Below are 19,175 nucleotides of genomic sequence, written 5' to 3' on the forward strand. Positions count from 1 at the left end.
TACATTTAGCATTCCTCATTTTACATTTATCATTTATTCCTCTCCTCCTCCTTCCGCTCAAAAATCCGGACGTCTTCGACGGTTTTCACCAACTGATAATGCCGGTCGATGTAGGTTTTAATGGCGGGAAAATTTTCAAATTCAAAGGCGTCATCCGCAAACATCGAGATTCTCGGCGTCATTGCATCGACTAACAGATGCGGCTGGTTGTGTTCCAGATCACTCAGGAACTCGTTCATGCGAAAAGGCTGGGTCGAGGTCGGGTAATACACCCAGAAGGTGTCGGACGCCCGGTAGCCCATCGGTCGGCGGGCATACACAAAGAGCCGGTCGACATACCCCCAAACAACCAAACCGTCGTCAGGCTGGCTCCGTCGCTGAATTTCAGCAGAAACGGCCTGGAATAAAGGTTCACCGGGATGAACGGGAAGCGGTTTTCGGAAATAACCGTTCACCGAAGCCTGCACCACAACCAAGCCCAAACTGATCCCTACCCCTTTCCAGTTCCCGGAAAAACCGTGGATTTCGTACAAAACCGCGAGCAGAAACAGGCCCGGAAAAATCAGAAAAAGAAGGTAATGCGTGTAGTTGTTCCCCGCCTGCAGAGCCGCATAAAAACTGGCCACCAGCCAGATCGCCCCCAACCAAAGCCGTTCCGTTTGATCGGTGGATCGGAAAACCGGGCGACGAATCAGCCGCCAGACTCCCAGCAGAATTCCCCCGAAAACGCCGACCCAAAAGAGGTTAATCTGGTAGGAATGGAACAAATAACGGACAATGCGAACGGGCGAAAACCGGTCGCTGGTCGATAACGCAGAATACTGGGTGGTGTAGGAATAGACGAAATAATTGCTGAAATAATCCCCCCAGAACGATTCCAGGTCGTCCCGACTGCTGTAGTAGAGAAACAGCAACAGAACCGGTAGCAAGGCTGCACCCACCAAAACCGGCAAACTGATAAATCGACGGGTCCGATACAGTTTCCAGGCCGTAAACAGCCCCAGAACCAGCCCCATCGGCACGGTTTGAAATTTTACAAAGGGCAAACACCCCAACCAGAAACCGATGGCGAGCGCGGAAGGTATTGACCAGGTATTGAACCGCAGAATCCAGAAAAGTCCGGTGATCAACCAGAGATTCCCCATGATTTCGGTATTGTAACTCCCAAAGTCGTGGTTCCAAACCGTGCTGAGGATCAGAATGGGCAACCAGACCAGCACCACCGCCGTTTCTTCAGCCAGGTATGTCTTCAGAATTCGCCAGAAAAGCCAGAGCGTCAGGCACCACAGCAATACCCCCATGAAGTCGGTAATGCGGTAATCAAGCGGAATGCCCACCAGCTCGGCGATAGCCAGCGGCAGAACGGCCAGCGGTCGGCCATCCGAATAGTTGAGCAGCGTCGACAGTGGATCTTCGGCCTTGCCGACAGTCAGGGCCGTGGCAATCCAAGTGCTGGTATCCACATTTTGCTCCCGATCCGGGGCGTAGAGCAGCCGAAATCCGATGAATAGCAGGAACGATATTCCCAGGGTGCTCCGACCCGAAAGCCGGGGCCAGGAGTCAGGGTACAGCACTTTCCGCCCGACCAGCAGGCTCCATCCCAATAGCAGAAAAATACCAAAAAGCCGGAATGGAAGCGAATAAATAAAGCTTTCCATCAATGCATCACCGTGAAAAGGGAACTACCAAAAGGGGGAGTCCTGAAAAAACGGTCTTCGACCGTTAGCCAGCTGAAAATCAGTTCATTCATCCACAACGGCGGCAATTTCACATCGGATTGAACGGACGGGGAAGGGCTCAGGCGCTGCCCCAGAAGCTGAGCTTTGCGGAGCAGCCAGATCGGGACGGTCAGGCTGAAATTCCAGTATTCCAACTGCTCAACCGAAAAACCCGCCTGAGGAGCGAAATGGACAAATTCTGCTTTGACAAACCGCCGGATGATGTTCAGCGCAATATCATGCGTCCCACGCAAAGCCGGAAAAGCATTGTTGTTACTGATGAAAATTCCGCCGGGGCGAAGTCGCTTTCGAAAATTGTTTAATACCGCCAGGAGTTCTTCGTCCCTGAAGTAACAAAGCACATCGTTGCAGATGATGACATCGAACGTTTCTTCGGGATGGAAGGACGCAAACGCCCGCAAATCGTGCAGTTCGACGGCCACCTGCCGTTCCCGGGCGAACGAAACCGCATCGACCGACGCATCGAATCCCACGATCTGTTTATAACCCGCCTGGCGCAACGCGTCCAGCAAACCGCCCGTTCCACAACCGGCATCCAGAATATGAATCGACTGGTTATCAGGAAAATGGGCTTGAATCTGGCGGATAACTTTTTGGTGTAAAATGCGATACCACCAGAGTTTACGCTCCACTTGGAACATACTTTCGTACTCGTCCCGGTTTCCGATCATAATTGAAATGTTCCGATTTAACCACGTATTGCGGCAGTCCGCTTTGCATCATAAAAAGTCGGCCAACATACTCGCCGAGTAAACCCATACCGAAGAGCTGAATCCCGCCGATCAGGCAAATCGTCACCCAGAGCAGATGATCTGTTGCGGGCCAATGCTGTGTTAGCAACGAACCGACGGTTTCGGCCAAACCCGCGACCATACTCAGCAGGATCATAAAAATACCCAGCGTGGTCAGCAGGCGCAACGGCTGAACCGAATAGCCGAAAAAGATGGTCAGAAAGAGTGAAACCAGTCGCTGGAACGTGTAGTTTGAATCGCCCTCCTGGCGTTTATGGTGTTGCACAATCACGCGGCCAATGTTGCGGGTGGTCCGGAAAATCAGGCCGTCCAGATACGGATATGGGCCGTTGTACTGGATGATTTCCTGCACCACTTCCTGCCGGATCAGTTTGAAACTGGACAGGTATAAATCAGACGGTTTTCGCAACAGCCAGGTGGTCAGTCGGTTCACGAGCCAACTGCCCATGTTGCGGAACAGAACGTGATTCTTTTTCTCGTACTGCGAATACACCACATCGTAGTGGCCCTGCTGGGCTTCGCGGAGCAGCTTGATGATTTCCTGCGGGGGATTCTGGAAGTCGTCGTCGATAATCACGCAGTATTCGCCCCGGGCGTGGTTCAACCCGCACATGACGGCCTGAAATTCGCCAAAGTTTTTGCGGAGGGAGATGAACTGAACCTGGGGAAACGTTTGGGACAGCGTTTCACAGATTTCTTCGGAAGCATCGCGACTGCCATCGTTCACCAGTACGATCTCGAAGGGATAAGCCGCGAGTTCGTAGGTAAGGCACTCCACCAGCGGAAAGATGGTGCGTTCACTGTTATAGACCGGGATAATGACAGAGAGTAACATCAGTAAGGGGATTCATTGATGGTTTCGATAATATAATCCGCTTCGGCATCGGTCAGGACGGTATTGAGGGGCAAGCTCAACACCTCCCGGTGTAGTTGTTCGGTCAGGGGTAAATCCAGATAACGGTATTCCGTATAGGCGTCCTGCTGGTGGGGTGCCACGGGATAATGAATCACCGTGCCGATGTTTTTCTGGCGCAGATACGTCATGAAAGCCTCCCGCTGCGGGTGCCGCACCACAAACAGATGCCAGACATCCTGATCGATGGCGTCGGCGGGGGGCAGTTGGAGCGAAGGATGATGAATTTCAGCCAGATACCGGGCTGCCAGTGCTTGCCGACGCCGGTTATCCGCGTCGAGGTGCGCTAATTTGACCTCCAGAAATGCCGCCTGCAGTTCATCGAGCCGGCTGTTCATGCCCGGAATCCGGTGAATGTATTTCTGCTCGGAACCATAATTGCGGAGCAGCCGAACCTGATGAGCCAGTTCGTCGTTATTGGTGACCACCCCCCCGGCATCGCCCAGAGCGCCCAGGTTTTTGGTCGGATAAAAACTAAATGCTGCCGCATCGGAGAGATTCCCGGCTTTGCGGTTTTGGTAGGTAGCGCCGTGGGCCTGGGCCGCGTCTTCAATCAGTTTCAGGTTGTGTTTTCGGGCCAGTTCCTCAATGGGAGCCATGTCGCAGCAGCGTCCGTAGAGGTGAACGACGACGATGGCACGGGTTTTTTCCGTAATCAGGGGTTCAATTTGCGGTGCCGCCAGGGTATAGGTTCGCGGATCGGGCTCGGCCCAGACCGGTGTCAGCCCCAAAGCCGTAATGGGCAGAATGGTGGCAATGTAGGTATTCGCCGGCACAATGATTTCGCTCCCTTCCGGGAAATTCATAGCCCTGAAAATCAAATGAATAGCTTCCAGCCCGTTGCCAACGCCAATGCAATGTTTGACGCCACAGTAGGCCGCAAAACTGGTTTCAAAAGCCTCCACTTCGTGCCCCAACACATACCAGCCCGACGACAGCACCCGGCAGGCCGCAGCCTGCAGAGCCTCTGAGTAGGGTTGATTCACCTGCCTGAGGTCTAAATGCGGAATCATGGGCGGTCGAAGAAGTAATCGGATGGGTCATAGCACTCGTTCGAGAGCACCAGCAGAACCGTATCTTTCGTAAACTCGTCAATAATATGCCAGTCGCCGGGTTCGATCACCAGGCATTCATTCGGAACGGTGAGATGAAAATACTTTTCTTCTTCTCCATTGGTAACGAATATCCGGCATTTGCCAGCCAGCGCAATCAGGGCATTCGACTCTTTCCGATGACCATGCAATGCCCGTTCCTGGGTTGGCGAATCGACATTATAGATATAGAAAGCCCTTTTTATTTCACCGGGTAATATTTTTTCAAAAACAGTAAGATCTCCCCGCGCTGAGGAATGCGTTGCGAGTTGTATAAGTTTGGACATATTGGACAGGGTTACTCGTGCTAAATTTAATTATATTTTTCAGAATTTTGTGGTGGAAAAATGTCCGGAATATGTGAAGATTACATCATAAGTATTTTCTGCAATAGGTCCAAATTCTTCATAAGGTATCATTTTTCGGTGCTTAAACCGAATACCGGTTCCAGGGGCTTGTCTTACTACTATCGCAAAACCAGGTAGAGACCCGCCCCTTATTCTCACGAAATCGGCAGACAACCCCGGCAGTTGTCCGAAATTCCGCCGTTTGTCCCAGCCGTCCAATGGCTTCAGCCCCCGGTTTTGAAGACTACTACGAGGACCGAATCTACACAGCCCCAGCCCGGGCCAGCTTCCTGGCGCAAGGCTAAGCCTGTTCACAAAACACTGATAAACAACCGGTTTCTGTTGTCGAATCGCTTTGCATCCGTTTCGGTCTGGCCGCGTTCATCGCGTTGGTACCAACCGAAGGCATTGGTTTGGTCAACGCTCTATCCCTGGCGTTGTGGTGCATTTACGCCGTTCACCGGCAAATTTTGACAGACCGGTTGGAGGATTGCCAGCTTCCCACCCGAAAAACCGTCTTGTCTGATAAGACGGCTATTTCCATACCGTTACAGGTAGAAAAAAAATCGCGGGTATGTACCATTTTTCCGACCGTTGTTAACGGAAAAATAATGAATAAAACGAGTGGGCGGTCACGAAAAAAGAAGCTACCGGGAAAGATAATCAGGAATTCCGCCCCCCAATTTGCTCAGCAGACAGTTTCGTTTTGTACCCGTGATTAAACGACATTTCTAGTTTGACTACCCACTGTTTAGTAAGCATAAATCCGGAACGACAAGCATCAAACTACTCACTTAAAGGTAGGTTTTATAGGAATGATCGCTTCCTGACCATCACACGATGATCCGTTAAAAAACCAATTCAACCAGCAAAAAAAAGACCGACATATGTCGGTCTTTTCAAAAAATCACAATCTTTACCAATTACATCGGCGCGGCAAAGAACGGACCGGCAATCGCCAGTACTTGTTCTGCAGTCAACGCTTCGTCGAATGATTCGTACACACTCCGGGTAGACATATCGGGGCTATACAACTTCATTTTATTTTCCTGCATGTTGAAGAAATCGACCAGGTTGGCACCACCTTGTGTTCCCTGATCTTCATTCATATAAACTTTCGGATCCGGTTCTGTGCCGTTCTGGCCGCCTGATGGCCATACGCGCAGATCCCGCATGTAACGAACGGCAGCCGCGTGACGGGCTTCGACCGAGTGAATCCGCAGGGCAACCGCCAGAACAGTCCGGGATGTTGCCGTATCTTCTTCCAGCAAACAGGCGGCCTGTCCTTTATAAGCCCGAACACCGGTGTCTTCCAGCGCCTGTGCATAGGTCAGGAAAGTTGGGTAGTCGGCCAGGGCTGCGTTCAGCGTAGCCATGTTGTATTTTGGCTGCATGGCGTTCGGCTTGATCCCCAGAACACCTTCCAGCAAATCAACGTGCTGCGCTTCGTGCTTGGCAATCTGCACCACGTAAGGACGGGTTCCCGAAGGCAGTAAACCCGCTTTGAATTGAGCAGCGCGGTAGAAATCACGCTCCAGGTATTCCAGCGTCAAAGCGTACTTCACAATCGCGATGGCATCACCGGCACAACCTTCAGCGGCAAATGCCTTGTTCACCATTGCGGCAAAAAACATCGGCGTTGCCGCAGCCGCCACCGAAGTGGTTTTTAACATTTTCCGGCGCGAATAATCCATTTTTTCGCCAATTTCCGGATCAGCTTTTTCAATTTGTGAGAATATTCCGAGAAGATTCATGATCGTTCTTAAGGTTTATGATTTGGATGATTCCAGAGCAAGCAGTGAAGCGGGGTTGATGGCGGTTTTGATGTATCGACCCGCTCTGCCCAATACTTCCGAAACCGTTAGGGCTTTCTCCAACCCGTTGTTGTCCACAACGTAGTCACCGGCAAACAACCCGCCACCCGGTTGCAGGATGGAACTGATCAGGGAAGCGTGACGCGCTTCGACCGATACAATTTTTCCGGCAAGGGTCAGGTAAATAGAGTTTGCTTTCGAGATCAGCGGACCCGCACCGTTGTAGGCGGCCACCCCGGTATCTTCCAGCACCCGCGCCGTGTTCAACACTTCCCGGCGGTTGGTGAAATCAATGCTGCTTACGTCGAACTCCAGATCACCAATGCGCTTGTCGGCCGGAATCGCCAGCTTGAAAAACTCACGGTGAATCAGCTCATGATCGTGGATATCCTTGAAAATCATTTCTTCCTTGCTCCCGGCAGCGAACGTTTTCTTTTCGATAACGGCCATGTAAAATGCCGTTTCGAGTTGCTCAAGGGCATAGGCGTAGTTCAGAATGGCAAAATCACCTTCTCCGAAACTCACACCATCGGCCGAAAGCCGGGCTCCTGAATACTTGGGAGCAACATCGTTCATTGAATTTTGACAAGCCGTTAGAAAGGCAGCCGCCGAAACAGTCGTTAAGCCTAATGCGCGTAGAAACATCCGACGTTCAACTGATGGAATGGCGGGTACGCTCGGGCCTTTCTTGGGGGTAGAGGTACTTGTTAATTCTTCCATAAGAAAAGTGAATTTGTTAATAGGGTGTATAAAAAGGATCTTCTTAAAAGACACCCATACGAACGAGCCAACTCGATTTTTGGATTTCAGAACGATTAAAAAAGATTTTATTAGGCCCCTATTCGAGGGAACGGGACAAAAAAGGACGGTTTTCGGAGGAAATAAGCGGTTTTGGGCAGTAAATTATTTTTTGCCTGAAATCCGGATGCGGGCGCAGAAGCCGACCACGGGAGCAAAAAAAAGAGCCGGTTCAGGGAGATTTCGTAACTGAAATCAGAGGGGCAAATGGTTCACTTCTTCGGCCAGAAACTGTTGAAACCGTTCCTGAAGTCCACGGTAATAGGTGAGGTATTTGAGACCTTCTTCGGTCACGCTGGCTCCCCCACCCCGCTCACCGCCGGTTTGGGTGCTCACCAGGGGCACGTCAGCCTGGCTGTTCATCGACTGAACCAGTTCCCAGGCCCGTTTGTAAGACATTTTCATCTCCTTGGCCGCCTGGTTGATCGATCCCGTCTGCTGAATGTGTTCCAGCAGTTCCATCCGGCCAATGCCGAAAAACCGTTCCTGGGCTTCCAGCCAGACTCTTCCGTTGATGTGCAAATTGGTCATACCACCCTTAAGACGGAATTAAAACAAAGCCGTCACTTTTTTGATCGACCGCTCCAGCCGGTTCAGCGAAAACCGGCTCGTCGGCCGGTAGGTTAATGTTACAATGGCCCGCGTGCCATCGCCGGGCATCGATTGCCAGTCGATTTCGCCGTTGATCAACGCCACCCGCGACTCGATGTTGCCGATGCCCAACCCCCGCCGGGCTTCTTTGTAGTCGAACCCCTGGCCGTCGTCGTTGTAATACAGTTTCAAAAGCGGTTCTTCATACACCAGCCGAATGCTCACCTGCCGCGCGTTGGCGTGTTTCAGTGTGTTGTTCAGCAATTCCTGCGTAATCCGGTACAGCATCAGTTCGGTTTCGGGATTCAGCCGCGACGGAAGTTCGTCGGCCCAGAAATGCGTTTCAATCGTCGATTTGTCGATGCGGGAAAGCAGTTCCTCCACGGCAGCTGCGTAGCCATACTGCTCGAGCGTTCGGGGACTCAGTTCCCGCAGCAGGTTGCGGATGTTGCCAATGATGTCGCTGATGAGTTGCCGCGCCAGCTCGCTCAGAGAGGTCGACCGCAGGGGATGACTGGGCGGATCGACCAGCCGCCCGACGTACAGTTTCAGCGTTGCCAGTTGGGTTCCGATCTCGTCGTGCAGATCGCGGGCCAGGTTTTTCTTGATCTGCTCCTGCAGTTCCACGGCCAGCCGGGTGTTCCGCTGGTGCTGCCGGTGAATCCGGTTTTCGCGCCGGCGAAGCCAGTAAAAACCAATCGCGCCGACCAGCAATCCCAGCAACACCAGAAACCACGCCCGCTGCCAGAACGGCGGCTGAATCACCACCGTCAACCGCTTGATTTTCGGACTCCACTGCCCATCCTTGTTGGCCGCTTTCACCCGGAAAGTGTAGGTTCCCGGCGGCAGATTGGCATACCGGACGTAGGTGTCCAGCCCCGACTGCACCCACTGGTCATCGTAGCCAACAAGCTGATACTGGTACTGGTTTCGACCGTTGCTGTAATAGTCCAGGGCCGTAAATTCAAGTGCTACAGTATTCTGATTATAAGGCAGTTCGACCCGGGCCACCTCCCCAATATAACCCTCTGACTGATAAGGCTTTTCGTTGACACTCATTGTGTGAATGTGAACCGCCGGCATATAGGAACTGGTTCGGAACTGTTCCGGATAAAACCGGTTAAATCCATTCACCCCCCCAAAAAACAGCTCGCCGTCCTGGGTTCGGAAATACGCATTTCCGTTGAACTCGTAGCCCTGCAAACCGTCGGACATGTCGAAGTTTTTGAACTTCTTTGTTGTGGGATTGAAAAAGGCCAGGCCCCGGTTTGTACTCATCCACAGCCGGTTCTGGTGATCCGGCAGAATGCCGTAAATGAACGGATTGGCCAGTCCGTGCTGCTGGTCATAGAGGCTGATGCGGCCGGTTCTGGTGTTCAAAGCCGCCAGCCCTTTGTCCGTCGCCATCCAGACGATGGGATGAACAGGATCTTCGTAAAAATAAAGCACCGTGTAGCCGTCCAGACCTTTCACAATTCGCTGTGGTTCAAGACGCTTACCGGTGGGTGGCCGCTCATAGCAGTAGAATCCGGCCGAGTAGGTTCCCACCCAGTAGCGACCGGCGCGGTCGCGGGCCAGGCTGAAAATATTCTGATGAACCATCGTCGGCAGCAGGGTAAACTTCTTCTGGCGAACATCGAGCAGAAAAAGGCCATCTTCGGTGGCGGCCAGCATGGTATTGTCATCGATGGCCAACAGTCGGCGGACAAAATTTTCGACCACCTTGCTGTTGGGAGAACCCGGCAGCGGAATTTTCCGGAAGGTGGATTTTTCTTTATCGAAGGTAAAAACGCCCCCGTTCGTGCCGACCCAGATTCGGCCCTGCGGGTCTTTGTAGAGGCATTTGATGAGGGTTCGGGAGGGCAAATCGCTGTATTTGGCCTGCGTCAGATACCGCCGGATGATGCGGTTTTGGGGGCGGTCCAACACGTCGAGACTTCGTTCGGTGGCAATCCACAATTCCGTTGGGGAGGTCTCCAGAAAACCGCGCACCACAAAATGGCTGAGTGTCGATGGGTCTTTGGCCACGTGCGGTTCGTTTTTGGAAACGGCCATGCCGCCAAAAAAAGTACTGCCCGGCACGATACGGGCCAGGCCATCCGGGTCGGTATTCGCCCAGATAATGCCCTGTCGGTCGATGTAGATTTTGCAGATTTCGTAATCGGACAATTGCCGGGAGCTGTTGGTAAAACCGCTGACGGGGCTAAACCGGTTGGTCTTTTTGTCAAACAGCCAGATTCCACTGCGCTGGGTGCCAAGCCACAACCGACCGTCGTGGTCTTCCGCAATCGTGTAAACCGAAGTCAGTGAACGTCCGCCATCCGGCATAAACGTTTGATAACGCCCCGTTTGTGGCTCAAACCGGATCATACCGGCTGCGGTTCCGAGCCAGACCACCCCCGCCGTATCGCAATGAAACGAGAAAACACCCACCGCCGGGCCCGCTTCGTTGGTGGGGTGGTTGCTGAAATAATAGTGAGCCCGCCGTTCGTAGAGATTATACCGAATCAAACCGGTTGGCGCGTGGAGCCACACATCGCCCAGCGGGGTCCGAACGGTCGAATTCAACTGGTCGTATTCATGCGTGGGCCGGACACCCGGGTCCAGCACCAGCTTCTGGCGGGTTTTGATCGTCAACGAAACCAGCCCTTCGGTTTCACTGTAATACAGCACCTCCTGGCCGTTGGCGTAAAACGGGATGGTTTTGCTTTTTAACGGTTTTTTGGCTTTCGAATAGGAATAAATGCAGGTGAAATGGTCGGTCGCCCGGTCGTAGTAGTTGAGTCCGTATTCCGTACCAATCCAGAGGTTGCCGTTGCGATCTTCCACGATCCCGGAGATATTGATGCCGACAATGGCGGTAGAATCGGTCAGATTGGGGCGATAATGCCGGAAATGCGCTCCGTCATACCGGTTCAGGCCGTCCTGCGTACCCAACCACAGAAACCCCCGGCTGTCGGTCAGCATATGATACACCGAACCTTGCGTCAGACCATCGTCAACGCCAATGTGATCAATCCGGAGGGACTGACTGAGCGGGTCTTTCGGGGCTCCCGAAACCACCGGCGATCCGAGGACGATCAGCCAGCAGAGCAGGAACAAGATACGGGTTAGTTTCATTTGTCACCGAAACGGAAACATCAGGGTAAATTAACAGATTGATCGGTAACCTGCAAATGTTGTTAAGACAAGAGAGGAAAGACAAGAGAGAAAAGACCAAAAACCGCTACTGGCTGTCTTTATTCTCCGGTCTTTCCTCTCTTGTCTTTCTTCTCTTATCTATACGCCTTTCTCGTTCTGCCCTACGGTTTCAGCACCTTGACCGTAACCGCCTGCTGACCGCTCACGACCCGCAACAGAAGCAGTCCCGTCGGCTGTCGTCCTATCGGCAAGTGCTGAATTTCAACCGTTCCGGCTTCTGCCACGTCCTGTTCCGCCAGCATTCGGCCATTCAGGTCGGAAAGCTGCATATGCAGGAATTGACCTTCGGCTCCGCGGACTTCCACCCCAACGGTTTCGCCCACCGGATTGCCCAAAACCGTCACCGTCAAGGTCCGCTCCGGAACACCCGCCGACACGCGGGCGGCCGATGGCGCACACGTCAGCGGTTTGGGCGCACCTTTCAGGATGTAACTGCTGTTCAGGATCTTCGCACTGATTTGATGCGTAGCATTGTTCTTCAGACTGGCGGGTGTCGTAAAGCTATACGCATGAGCGCCGTTGCCTTTGCCCGCATCTTTCAGATCCTGCCGGTAAATGTTGGCTTCGGTCGTGCCGATGGCAACGCCGTTGGCATAAAACTCAACCGTCATCGGTGTATTGGGCTTGTTCCGATCCCAAACCCAGCCCCGCATGGTGCCGCACTCCACTTTGTCCAGATAGCCTTCAAAGCTGCCCGTCACAGTGGTCGACGATGGCGGTTGAGCCGGAGGCTGTATCGTCAAGGTTACCGGCGTTGAGCCGGTGCCGCCCCGCGGATCGGTTGCTGTATACGTCAGGGTAAAGGTACCATTGACCGTGGGCGTCCCGCTCAGCACCCGGCTGGCCGGATTGAAGCCCAGGCCAGTCGGCACGGGTGACAAACCGTAGGTGAGCGTTTCGCCATCCGAATCCGTAAAAGCCGGTAAAGTCGTCGAATAGGCTACGCCCTGCTGGGCCGACAACGCGGCTACCGTGGGCGATTGGGGTGGGTTGTTGGTCGGTGGCGGTGTGCCGGTTCCCTGACACTCAATCACTTTGGGGCCACTTTTCAGCACAAAACTGCTGCCCGTTACGCGGGCCGAAAGGCTGTGTTTCACCCCGTTTTTCAGGCTGTTGTCGATGAAGTAGCGAAACGCATGGCGTCCGTCGCCTTTGCCGGCGTTGGCCAGATCCTGCCGGAATTCGTCAGCGGTCAGCGTGGCAATAACCGTTGCTCCGTCCAGAATCTGTACCGAAATCGGGGTATTTCGCTGGTTGGCGTCCCAGGCCCAGCCCCGGAATGTTTCGCAGTCCGCGCCGTAGAGATAGCCGTCAAAGTTGCCGCTGACCACGGGTGGTGTCGTCGGATTACAGGCCACGTTGGTCGGCACACCGGTCGTTTCGCCCTTGTTGAGCATCGGTACCGAAGCGTTGAAAAAGGTCTGCCCGTTATACGGGGTCGTCAGGGCCTTGTTCCACTCCGTCGCAACGGCGCTCTGTCCCAGGTTGTTAAAGTGCGTTTTATCGGGATCCGGTTGCCGGTACGAATTGCCAAACTGGTCGGTATTCGGGCCGTTGAAGATGTTGGCCCGGCCATAGGGCGACACAAACGGATCGCCAAACGCTTTGGGCGCAGCCGACGGATTGCTGTTGTCGTGCGTGGCATACCCGATCACCTTAACCTGCCGCTGAATGACCAGCGGGTCGGTGATGCCGCGCAGATGACTGGCCTGTGCAACGACCCAGGGAACGTCGGCACCGAGATCGGCCCGGCTTTGCCCAATCAGTTCATTCAGAATGTTGTCATCGGTTTCTGACATGTTGATTGCATTGGTCCGTACATCGTAATACCGCGTCGCTCTCGGAAAACCGCCCGTCGTGTTGGCGGGTGAGTTATTGGGCGTGGAGGGATCCCCCCGGATGTCATTCTCTCCCTGGTGCCAGAGAATGGCCCGCAACCCCGTCTGTTTGGCCCGGCCCGTCAGAAAATTCTTCAAATTCCGGTACGGAAACCCGTTGATAAACCGGGGCTGTCCATCGTTGAAGGGCGTATTGCGGTTCTGGCTGCTGTTCCGCCATTCCACCACGCTCGTCGACGACATGGAGTTCTGGTAGAATGCCACCGGCACATTCAATGCCTGCGTCAGCTTGTTGCCCAATCCGCCCCAATACCATTGAAAATACAACGTTTCGGGCGAACACCCGGCACATTTTCCCGGATCGTTTTCTTCAAAACCCTGGAGGTTGTTGCTCTGGTCTTTCTCATTGAAAAACCGGACGAAGGTCGCATTACCCGTTTCATAAGCCGGGTTGTTTGCATTCACAATGCCCGACGCGTTGGATTGGCCGGCAATGGCAAACACCTCCCCGACGCCGAGGTCGAACTCGGCCGTTTCCCGACCGCTGTTGTCCTTTGCCTTAACTTTATACATGCCACCGGCCACGTCGATCAGCGCGGTGACCTGACACGTCCCGGCCCCCGAAATCGGCACCGTGGTCCAGCTTTGCGAATTGCCCGTCACCGGATTGAGTGGTCCCTGCGTGCCACCAGCCAGGGTATACTTGTAAAACAGCAGTTGCAGGGACGAAATGGCCTGCCCGTTGGTCGAGGTGAAGATGCATTTTACGCTCGCTCTGTTGTCGGAGCCACGCTGAAAGACCATCCCGTTTTGTGGCCACGAAACCGCCACCTGGGCACGGAGCGTTGCAGCTCCCAACAACAATACCAGTACGATTCCAACTATTGAAAGTAGATTTTTAGGCATATAATGCGGTTTAAGGTAACTAAAAATATAGGAATTAACAGGAACTGCTCCTGGTAGTGTGATTCTCTCCTTATCAATCCCACTGCAATACTATTTCATTTCCCGCTTTTTTTGTATAATTTATTTAACTATTTCAATTTGTAAATTCGTACTGTATTTATATCAAATCCGGTGCAATTGATTTTTAAACAGCACATTAGCCTCCTTCACGATTTCATATAAATAGTAACATTATAATCATAAACTGGATATTGTCAAAATTTTATAGCCAAGCAAACGTAATAAGGGGATTTATATTATCATTTTAATATGTAACATTACGGAAGTAATCTTACCCCTTTACCCTAAACCCATGAGGAAAACTTTATGCAATTGCTTGCTGACGCTGGTCAGCATAGCGATGTGGACACAGTATGCCCACGCTCAAAACCGGCAAGTCACCGGAAAAGTCATCGATGAGACCAGTGCGGCAGTTCCCGCGGCCAATGTGGTCGTCAAAGGAACCACCACCGGAACCACCACCGCCGGAGACGGAACCTTCACCGTTTCCATGCCATCCGGCAACCAAACGTTAACCATCTCGTCCATCGGCTTCCGAACGGAAGAGGTCCAGGTTACGCCCGCCATGTCGAAAGTAACCGTCAAGCTGATACCGGACGTCAAAAGTCTGAACGAAGTAGTGGTCACCGCGCTGGGGGTTCAGCGCAACACCCGCAACGTCGGGTATGCCGTGCAGCAGATCGACGGAAGCGGTATTCAGGAAGCCCGGGAAGTCAACTTTATCAATTCGTTGCAGGGCAAACTGGCGGGCGTGCAGATCGGCGGCAACAGCGGTTCGATGGGCGGTTCGTCGCGGGTGACCATTCGCGGATTGAAATCTATTTCCGGCAACAACAACGCCCTTTTTATTGTGGACGGCGTGCCGATGGCCAACATGAACCTCAATTCCTACGGGGTGACGGGCGGACAGGGCACCGGGGGGGGCGGCTACGATTACGGCAATCCGGCCCAGTTGATCAATCCCAATGATGTCGAAAACATTTCGGTGCTGAAAGGAGCCGCAGCGACGGCGCTGTACGGAAGCCGCGGGCAGAACGGCGTCATCTACATCACCACCAAAACCGGCAAAGGGTCCGGCAGCCTTTCGGTGAATTATGACCTCAACATGCAGATTGACCAGGTGTCTCTGTTGCCCAACTTTCAGAATTCGTACGGGGGCGGGGGCAGTTCCGCCTTCACCAAATTGTACGTCAACCAGAATCCGACCGGTTTTCTGCCCGGCGGAGGAACGTATGACGACAACGATGGCAAAGGCAAGTATGACCTGATTCCGGATTATGGCACCGACGAATCCTGGGGGCCGAAGCTGGACGGCACGCTGGTGCGGCACTACTGGTCGTGGGATCAGGACCGGAACAATCCGAATTTCGGAAAAACCGCTCCCTGGAGCGCCCACCCCAACAATGCGAAGGATTTCTTCAAAACCGGCTTCACGTTTTCCAACAACCTGTCGGTCGCCAGCAGCACCGACAAAGGTTCCATCCGGTTTTCGCTGGGGCAAACGAAGCAGAACTTTATTTATCCCGGCAGCCACCTGAACCGGTTTTTCATCAGCCTCAACACGACGTATAAATTCACCGACAAATTCACCTTCAGTGGGGGTATCAATTACGTTCACGACGACTCCAAAGGTCGGCCCGGAACCGGCTTCTTCGGCAACAACCCCATGTTGTTTTACGTCATGTTCGGCCAGCGTCAGATCGACGATGCGTATCTGAAAGACTATAAATATGCCGACGGAACGGAGCAGTCGTGGAACCGAACGGCCTGGAACATTCAGAAACCGGCCTTTACCCAGAATCCGTACTGGAACCAGTATGAAAGCTACAACACCGACCAGAATAACCGCTATTTCGGGAATGCCGGTCTGACCTACAAAATCACCGACTGGCTTTCGGCCGACGTGCGCGTCTTCTCGGATTACCTGAACCACCTCGACGAAGTCCGCAGTGCCAAAGGGTTTTTCGTCGGGTCGTATGCCAAACGGGTAGCGATCAACAACGAAACCAACTACCAGGGTACGCTGAATCTGAACAAGACGTTTCTGGATTCCAAATTGAGTCTGGAAGCCGTGGCGGGTGGTAATATCCTGAGTATCAAATCGAGCGTGGATGCGGGCAGCACGAGTGGCGGACTCCAGAACCCGCTGGTGTATGTCCTGCAAAACTCCGTTCTTCCCGCAACGGTTTCGAATGCGTTCGGAAACCGGCAAACCAACTCCCTCTTTGCATCGGCCACGCTGGGGTACAAGAAGGTGCTGTATCTGACGGCCACCGGCCGGAATGACTGGGCTTCCACCCTGCGCCAGACCGGCAACTTCTCGTATTTCTACCCTTCCATCGCCGGTTCGTTTATCTTCTCGGATGTGCTGGCGAAAACCAACTGGCTCACCCTCGGCAAAGCGCGGCTGTCGTATGCCCAGGTCGGAAATGACGCCGATCCCTACAACGTTTCCCGGTATTATGACTACGTTGCCCCGTTCAATACGTTCCCGCTGCAAAGCACATCCGACAAGCTGTTTAACAGCAAGTTAAAACCGGAGCTTTCGTCGGAAGCAGAAGGCGGTTTTGACTTTAAATTCTTCGGCGAACTCCTCGGAGCCAGCGTAACCTACTACGACCGCCGGACCAAAAACCAGATCTGGAATGTGCAGATTCCCGCCGAAAGCGGTTTTTCGACCAAGATTGTCAACGGTGGTACCGTCCAGAACCGGGGGGTTGAACTGACCCTTTCGGCCGCCCCCGTGACCACCCGGAGTTTTAGCTGGCGAACGGCCCTGAACTTCTCGAAAAACAAGAACACTGTGCTTGACCTCAACAGTACCGGCGACAACATTCAGGGCATCGAACGGTTTATCATCGGCACGGAACGACGCACCAATAAAGTATCGATGGTGGCCCAGAAAGGCATGTCGCTGGGCACCATGCTCGGCACCGACTTTGTCTATGATGCCAATGGGAACAAAACCGTCGGCGCCAACGGCACCTACAACGTGACGCCAACTCCGGTGATCATTGGCGACGCCAACCCCGATTTCATCGGCGGTTTTTCCAATACGTTCAGTTTCAAGAGCCTGTACCTTTCCGCGCTGATCGACTTTCAGAAAGGCGGGGATTTCTTTTCGTACACCAATCTGTACGGTTATAAATCCGGCATGTTGAAAGAAACGGCGGAAAATGGCATTCGCGAAAACGGGGTGATCAACCCGGGTGTAAAAGCTGACGGCACCCCGAATGATGTGGTGATTACGGCCCGCACCCACTTCAACGCCGACGGTGGAAACCGGATCAGCAGCGCCAATTTATACGACGGCAGCTTCATCTATTTACGTGAAGTCCGGCTGGGCTGGAATTTCCCGGATGCGGTGGCCAAAAAAATCCGGATGCAGGCTTTGCGGCTCACCCTGACGGGCCGGAACCTCTGGCTGATCAAAAGTAGTGCCCCCAACGTCGACCCCGCCAACATCACCAATTCCATCAGCAACCAGATTGGTTTTGAGGGCGGAGCGTTGCCGCCCGTCCGGAGTTACGGGGTGAATATCAACATGACTTTTTAAGGAACGCCCGGTTTGGGCACCTAAAACCTAACAGTTACCGCTATGAAATTGAATACCGTATTCCTGCTGGCCGCGCTGCTCGTCGCCATTTCAGGATGCCAGAACTTTGAAGAGCTGAACACCGATCCGGCCCGTTCCAGCGAAACGCAACCGGAATTCCTGCTGGCCAGCGCCGAAAAACGGGCGTCGGACCTGATGTACGATACGTATTTTAACGGACGCATCGGCATGGAACTTTCGCAATACTGGATGGGCACCGACAAAACCTCCGATGGCCGCTTTCTGTTCACCAACGACGGTTTGTGGAATGGCCTGTATGCCGGCCCGCTGATGGATTTGCAGGAAATTCAGAACTACTACACCCGGCACCCGGAAGAAAGCAATCCGCACACGCTGGCCGTGGCGGAAATTCTGAAAGCCTGGCTGTTTCAGGTCCTGACCGACGTCTACGTCGACATCCCCTATTCGCAGGCTCTCAAAGGCGACGACATTCCCCAGCCCGTGTATGACAAAGGCAAAGACGTCTACACCGGCTTGCTGGCTTCGTTGAAAAAGCAGGTTGATATTCTGCAAAATACCGCTTCCGGGGCCATTCGGGGCGATATTATAGCCAACGGCGACGCCAAACAGTGGGCCCGGATCGGCAATGCCCTGCGCATTCGGATGGCCTTGCGAATCGCCGATGCGCAACCCGCCGAAGCCAAAACCGTCATTGAAGAAGCGGTTAAAAACACGCTGACCAGCGTCAGCCAGGATGCTTTTTTTCCGTACAATGTGGCTACAACGACCAACCGGTTTCCGTATAACGACGTCGAAAGACCGCTGGTGGAATTCGCCGTCACCGCAACGCTGGTCGATTATCTGAAATCCGTCAACGATCCGCGATTACCAATTTTTGCCCGTCCAGACGACACCAATGGCAAATACATCGGCAAAGTCTATGGCACAGAAGCCAATTCGCCAACCATGATTGGTTTGTCTAAACCGGGTGTGGTGGCCTACAGCGGATCGGCCAAAGGATATATGATCACCTACGCCGAAATCGCCTTTGCCAAAGCCGAAGCCGCTGCGCGCGGGATGAACGTCGGCACCGAAACGGCGGAAGACCTCTATAAAACCGCCGTAACCGCTTCCATGACGCAGTGGGGAATCACGGATTCGAAAGTGGTCGCGGCCTACCTTGAAGGGGTTCCGTATAAAGCCGGCAACTTCAAAAACGTGATCGGTACGCAAAAATGGCTGGCGCTCTACATGCAGGGGTTGCAGGCCTGGATGGAACGGTTGCGGCTGGACCCGAAAAAACCGAACGGCGAAATCCTGTTCATCGACCCGGCGTCGGGCAGCCTCGACCCGGACGTAAAAGACGTTCCGAAACGGCTGAAATACCCCAGTGGAAGCCGGGCCAGCAATGCGGCCAACAGTGCCGCAGCCGCCAAAAACATCGGGGGCGATACGCAGGCGGTGAAAAATTGGTGGGATATTTTGTAAAGGATTGGAACACGGATTGGGCGGATTAACGCAGATAAAAATCTGTTTTGATCCTTTTAATCCGTCCAATCTGCGTTTCAA

12 protein-coding genes are annotated in these 19,175 nt (G+C 53.4%); 2 read left to right on the forward strand and 10 right to left on the reverse strand.

Translation table 11 applies throughout. The features are described 5' to 3' along the window. Nucleotides 1–29 precede the first annotated feature (29 nt). The 10 genes from FH871_RS02105 to FH871_RS02150 form a co-directional block, all read right to left on the reverse strand. Nucleotides 30–1,658: a hypothetical protein gene (locus FH871_RS02105; protein WP_138989677.1), complete on the reverse strand. Its 1,629-nt coding sequence runs from the start codon at nucleotides 1,656–1,658 to the stop codon at nucleotides 30–32. Then, nucleotides 1,658–2,371, reverse strand: coding sequence for a class I SAM-dependent methyltransferase (locus FH871_RS02110; RefSeq protein ID WP_171062731.1), 714 nt, complete (start codon nucleotides 2,369–2,371; stop codon nucleotides 1,658–1,660). Before FH871_RS02110 ends, FH871_RS02105 begins: the two co-directional genes overlap by 1 nt. Continuing rightward, nucleotides 2,361–3,326: a glycosyltransferase family 2 protein gene (locus FH871_RS02115; protein ID WP_138989679.1), complete on the reverse strand. Its 966-nt coding sequence runs from the start codon at nucleotides 3,324–3,326 to the stop codon at nucleotides 2,361–2,363. Before FH871_RS02115 ends, FH871_RS02110 begins: the two co-directional genes overlap by 11 nt. Further along, entirely contained in the window at nucleotides 3,326–4,417 is a 1,092-nt protein-coding gene (locus FH871_RS02120) for a DegT/DnrJ/EryC1/StrS aminotransferase family protein (protein WP_138989680.1), read from the reverse strand. Before FH871_RS02120 ends, FH871_RS02115 begins: the two co-directional genes overlap by 1 nt. Next, nucleotides 4,414–4,782 carry an FdtA/QdtA family cupin domain-containing protein gene (locus tag FH871_RS02125; RefSeq protein ID WP_138989681.1) on the reverse strand — a complete coding sequence of 123 codons (369 nt, stop codon included), beginning with the start codon at nucleotides 4,780–4,782 and terminating at the stop codon, nucleotides 4,414–4,416. The genes FH871_RS02120 and FH871_RS02125 overlap by 4 nt, the downstream gene beginning before the upstream one ends. A 983-nt stretch (nucleotides 4,783–5,765) precedes the next feature. After that, nucleotides 5,766–6,596: a ferritin-like domain-containing protein gene (locus FH871_RS02130; RefSeq protein ID WP_138989682.1), complete on the reverse strand. Its 831-nt coding sequence runs from the start codon at nucleotides 6,594–6,596 to the stop codon at nucleotides 5,766–5,768. Between the two features lie 15 nt (nucleotides 6,597–6,611). Continuing rightward, a complete protein-coding gene (locus FH871_RS02135; protein ID WP_229316944.1) occupies nucleotides 6,612–7,232 on the reverse strand; it encodes a ferritin-like domain-containing protein in 621 nt (206 codons plus the stop codon). A gap of 417 nt (nucleotides 7,233–7,649) precedes the next feature. After that, a complete protein-coding gene (locus tag FH871_RS02140) occupies nucleotides 7,650–7,985 on the reverse strand; it encodes a winged helix-turn-helix domain-containing protein (protein ID WP_138989684.1) in 336 nt (111 codons plus the stop codon). Between the two features lie 18 nt (nucleotides 7,986–8,003). Beyond that, a complete protein-coding gene (locus tag FH871_RS02145) occupies nucleotides 8,004–11,165 on the reverse strand; it encodes a two-component regulator propeller domain-containing protein (RefSeq protein ID WP_138989685.1) in 3,162 nt (1,053 codons plus the stop codon). 182 nt (nucleotides 11,166–11,347) lie between these two features. Next, the gene (locus FH871_RS02150; RefSeq protein WP_138989686.1) at nucleotides 11,348–13,990 is read right to left on the reverse strand and encodes a putative Ig domain-containing protein; all 2,643 of its coding nucleotides are present in this window, start codon (nucleotides 13,988–13,990) and stop codon (nucleotides 11,348–11,350) included. Between the two features lie 352 nt (nucleotides 13,991–14,342). Between FH871_RS02150 and FH871_RS02155 the strand changes: the two genes are divergently transcribed. Further along, on the forward strand, nucleotides 14,343–17,606 hold the full coding sequence (locus FH871_RS02155) for a SusC/RagA family TonB-linked outer membrane protein (RefSeq protein WP_138989687.1): 3,264 nt from the start codon (nucleotides 14,343–14,345) through the stop codon (nucleotides 17,604–17,606). Between the two features lie 42 nt (nucleotides 17,607–17,648). Continuing rightward, complete coding sequence (locus FH871_RS02160) at nucleotides 17,649–19,094, forward strand: SusD/RagB family nutrient-binding outer membrane lipoprotein (protein ID WP_138989688.1); 1,446 nt, start codon at nucleotides 17,649–17,651, stop codon at nucleotides 19,092–19,094. Nucleotides 19,095–19,175: the final 81 nt, after the last annotated feature.

The organism is Larkinella sp. C7 (genome assembly GCF_006149005.1).
Classification (GTDB): domain Bacteria; phylum Bacteroidota; class Bacteroidia; order Cytophagales; family Spirosomataceae; genus Larkinella.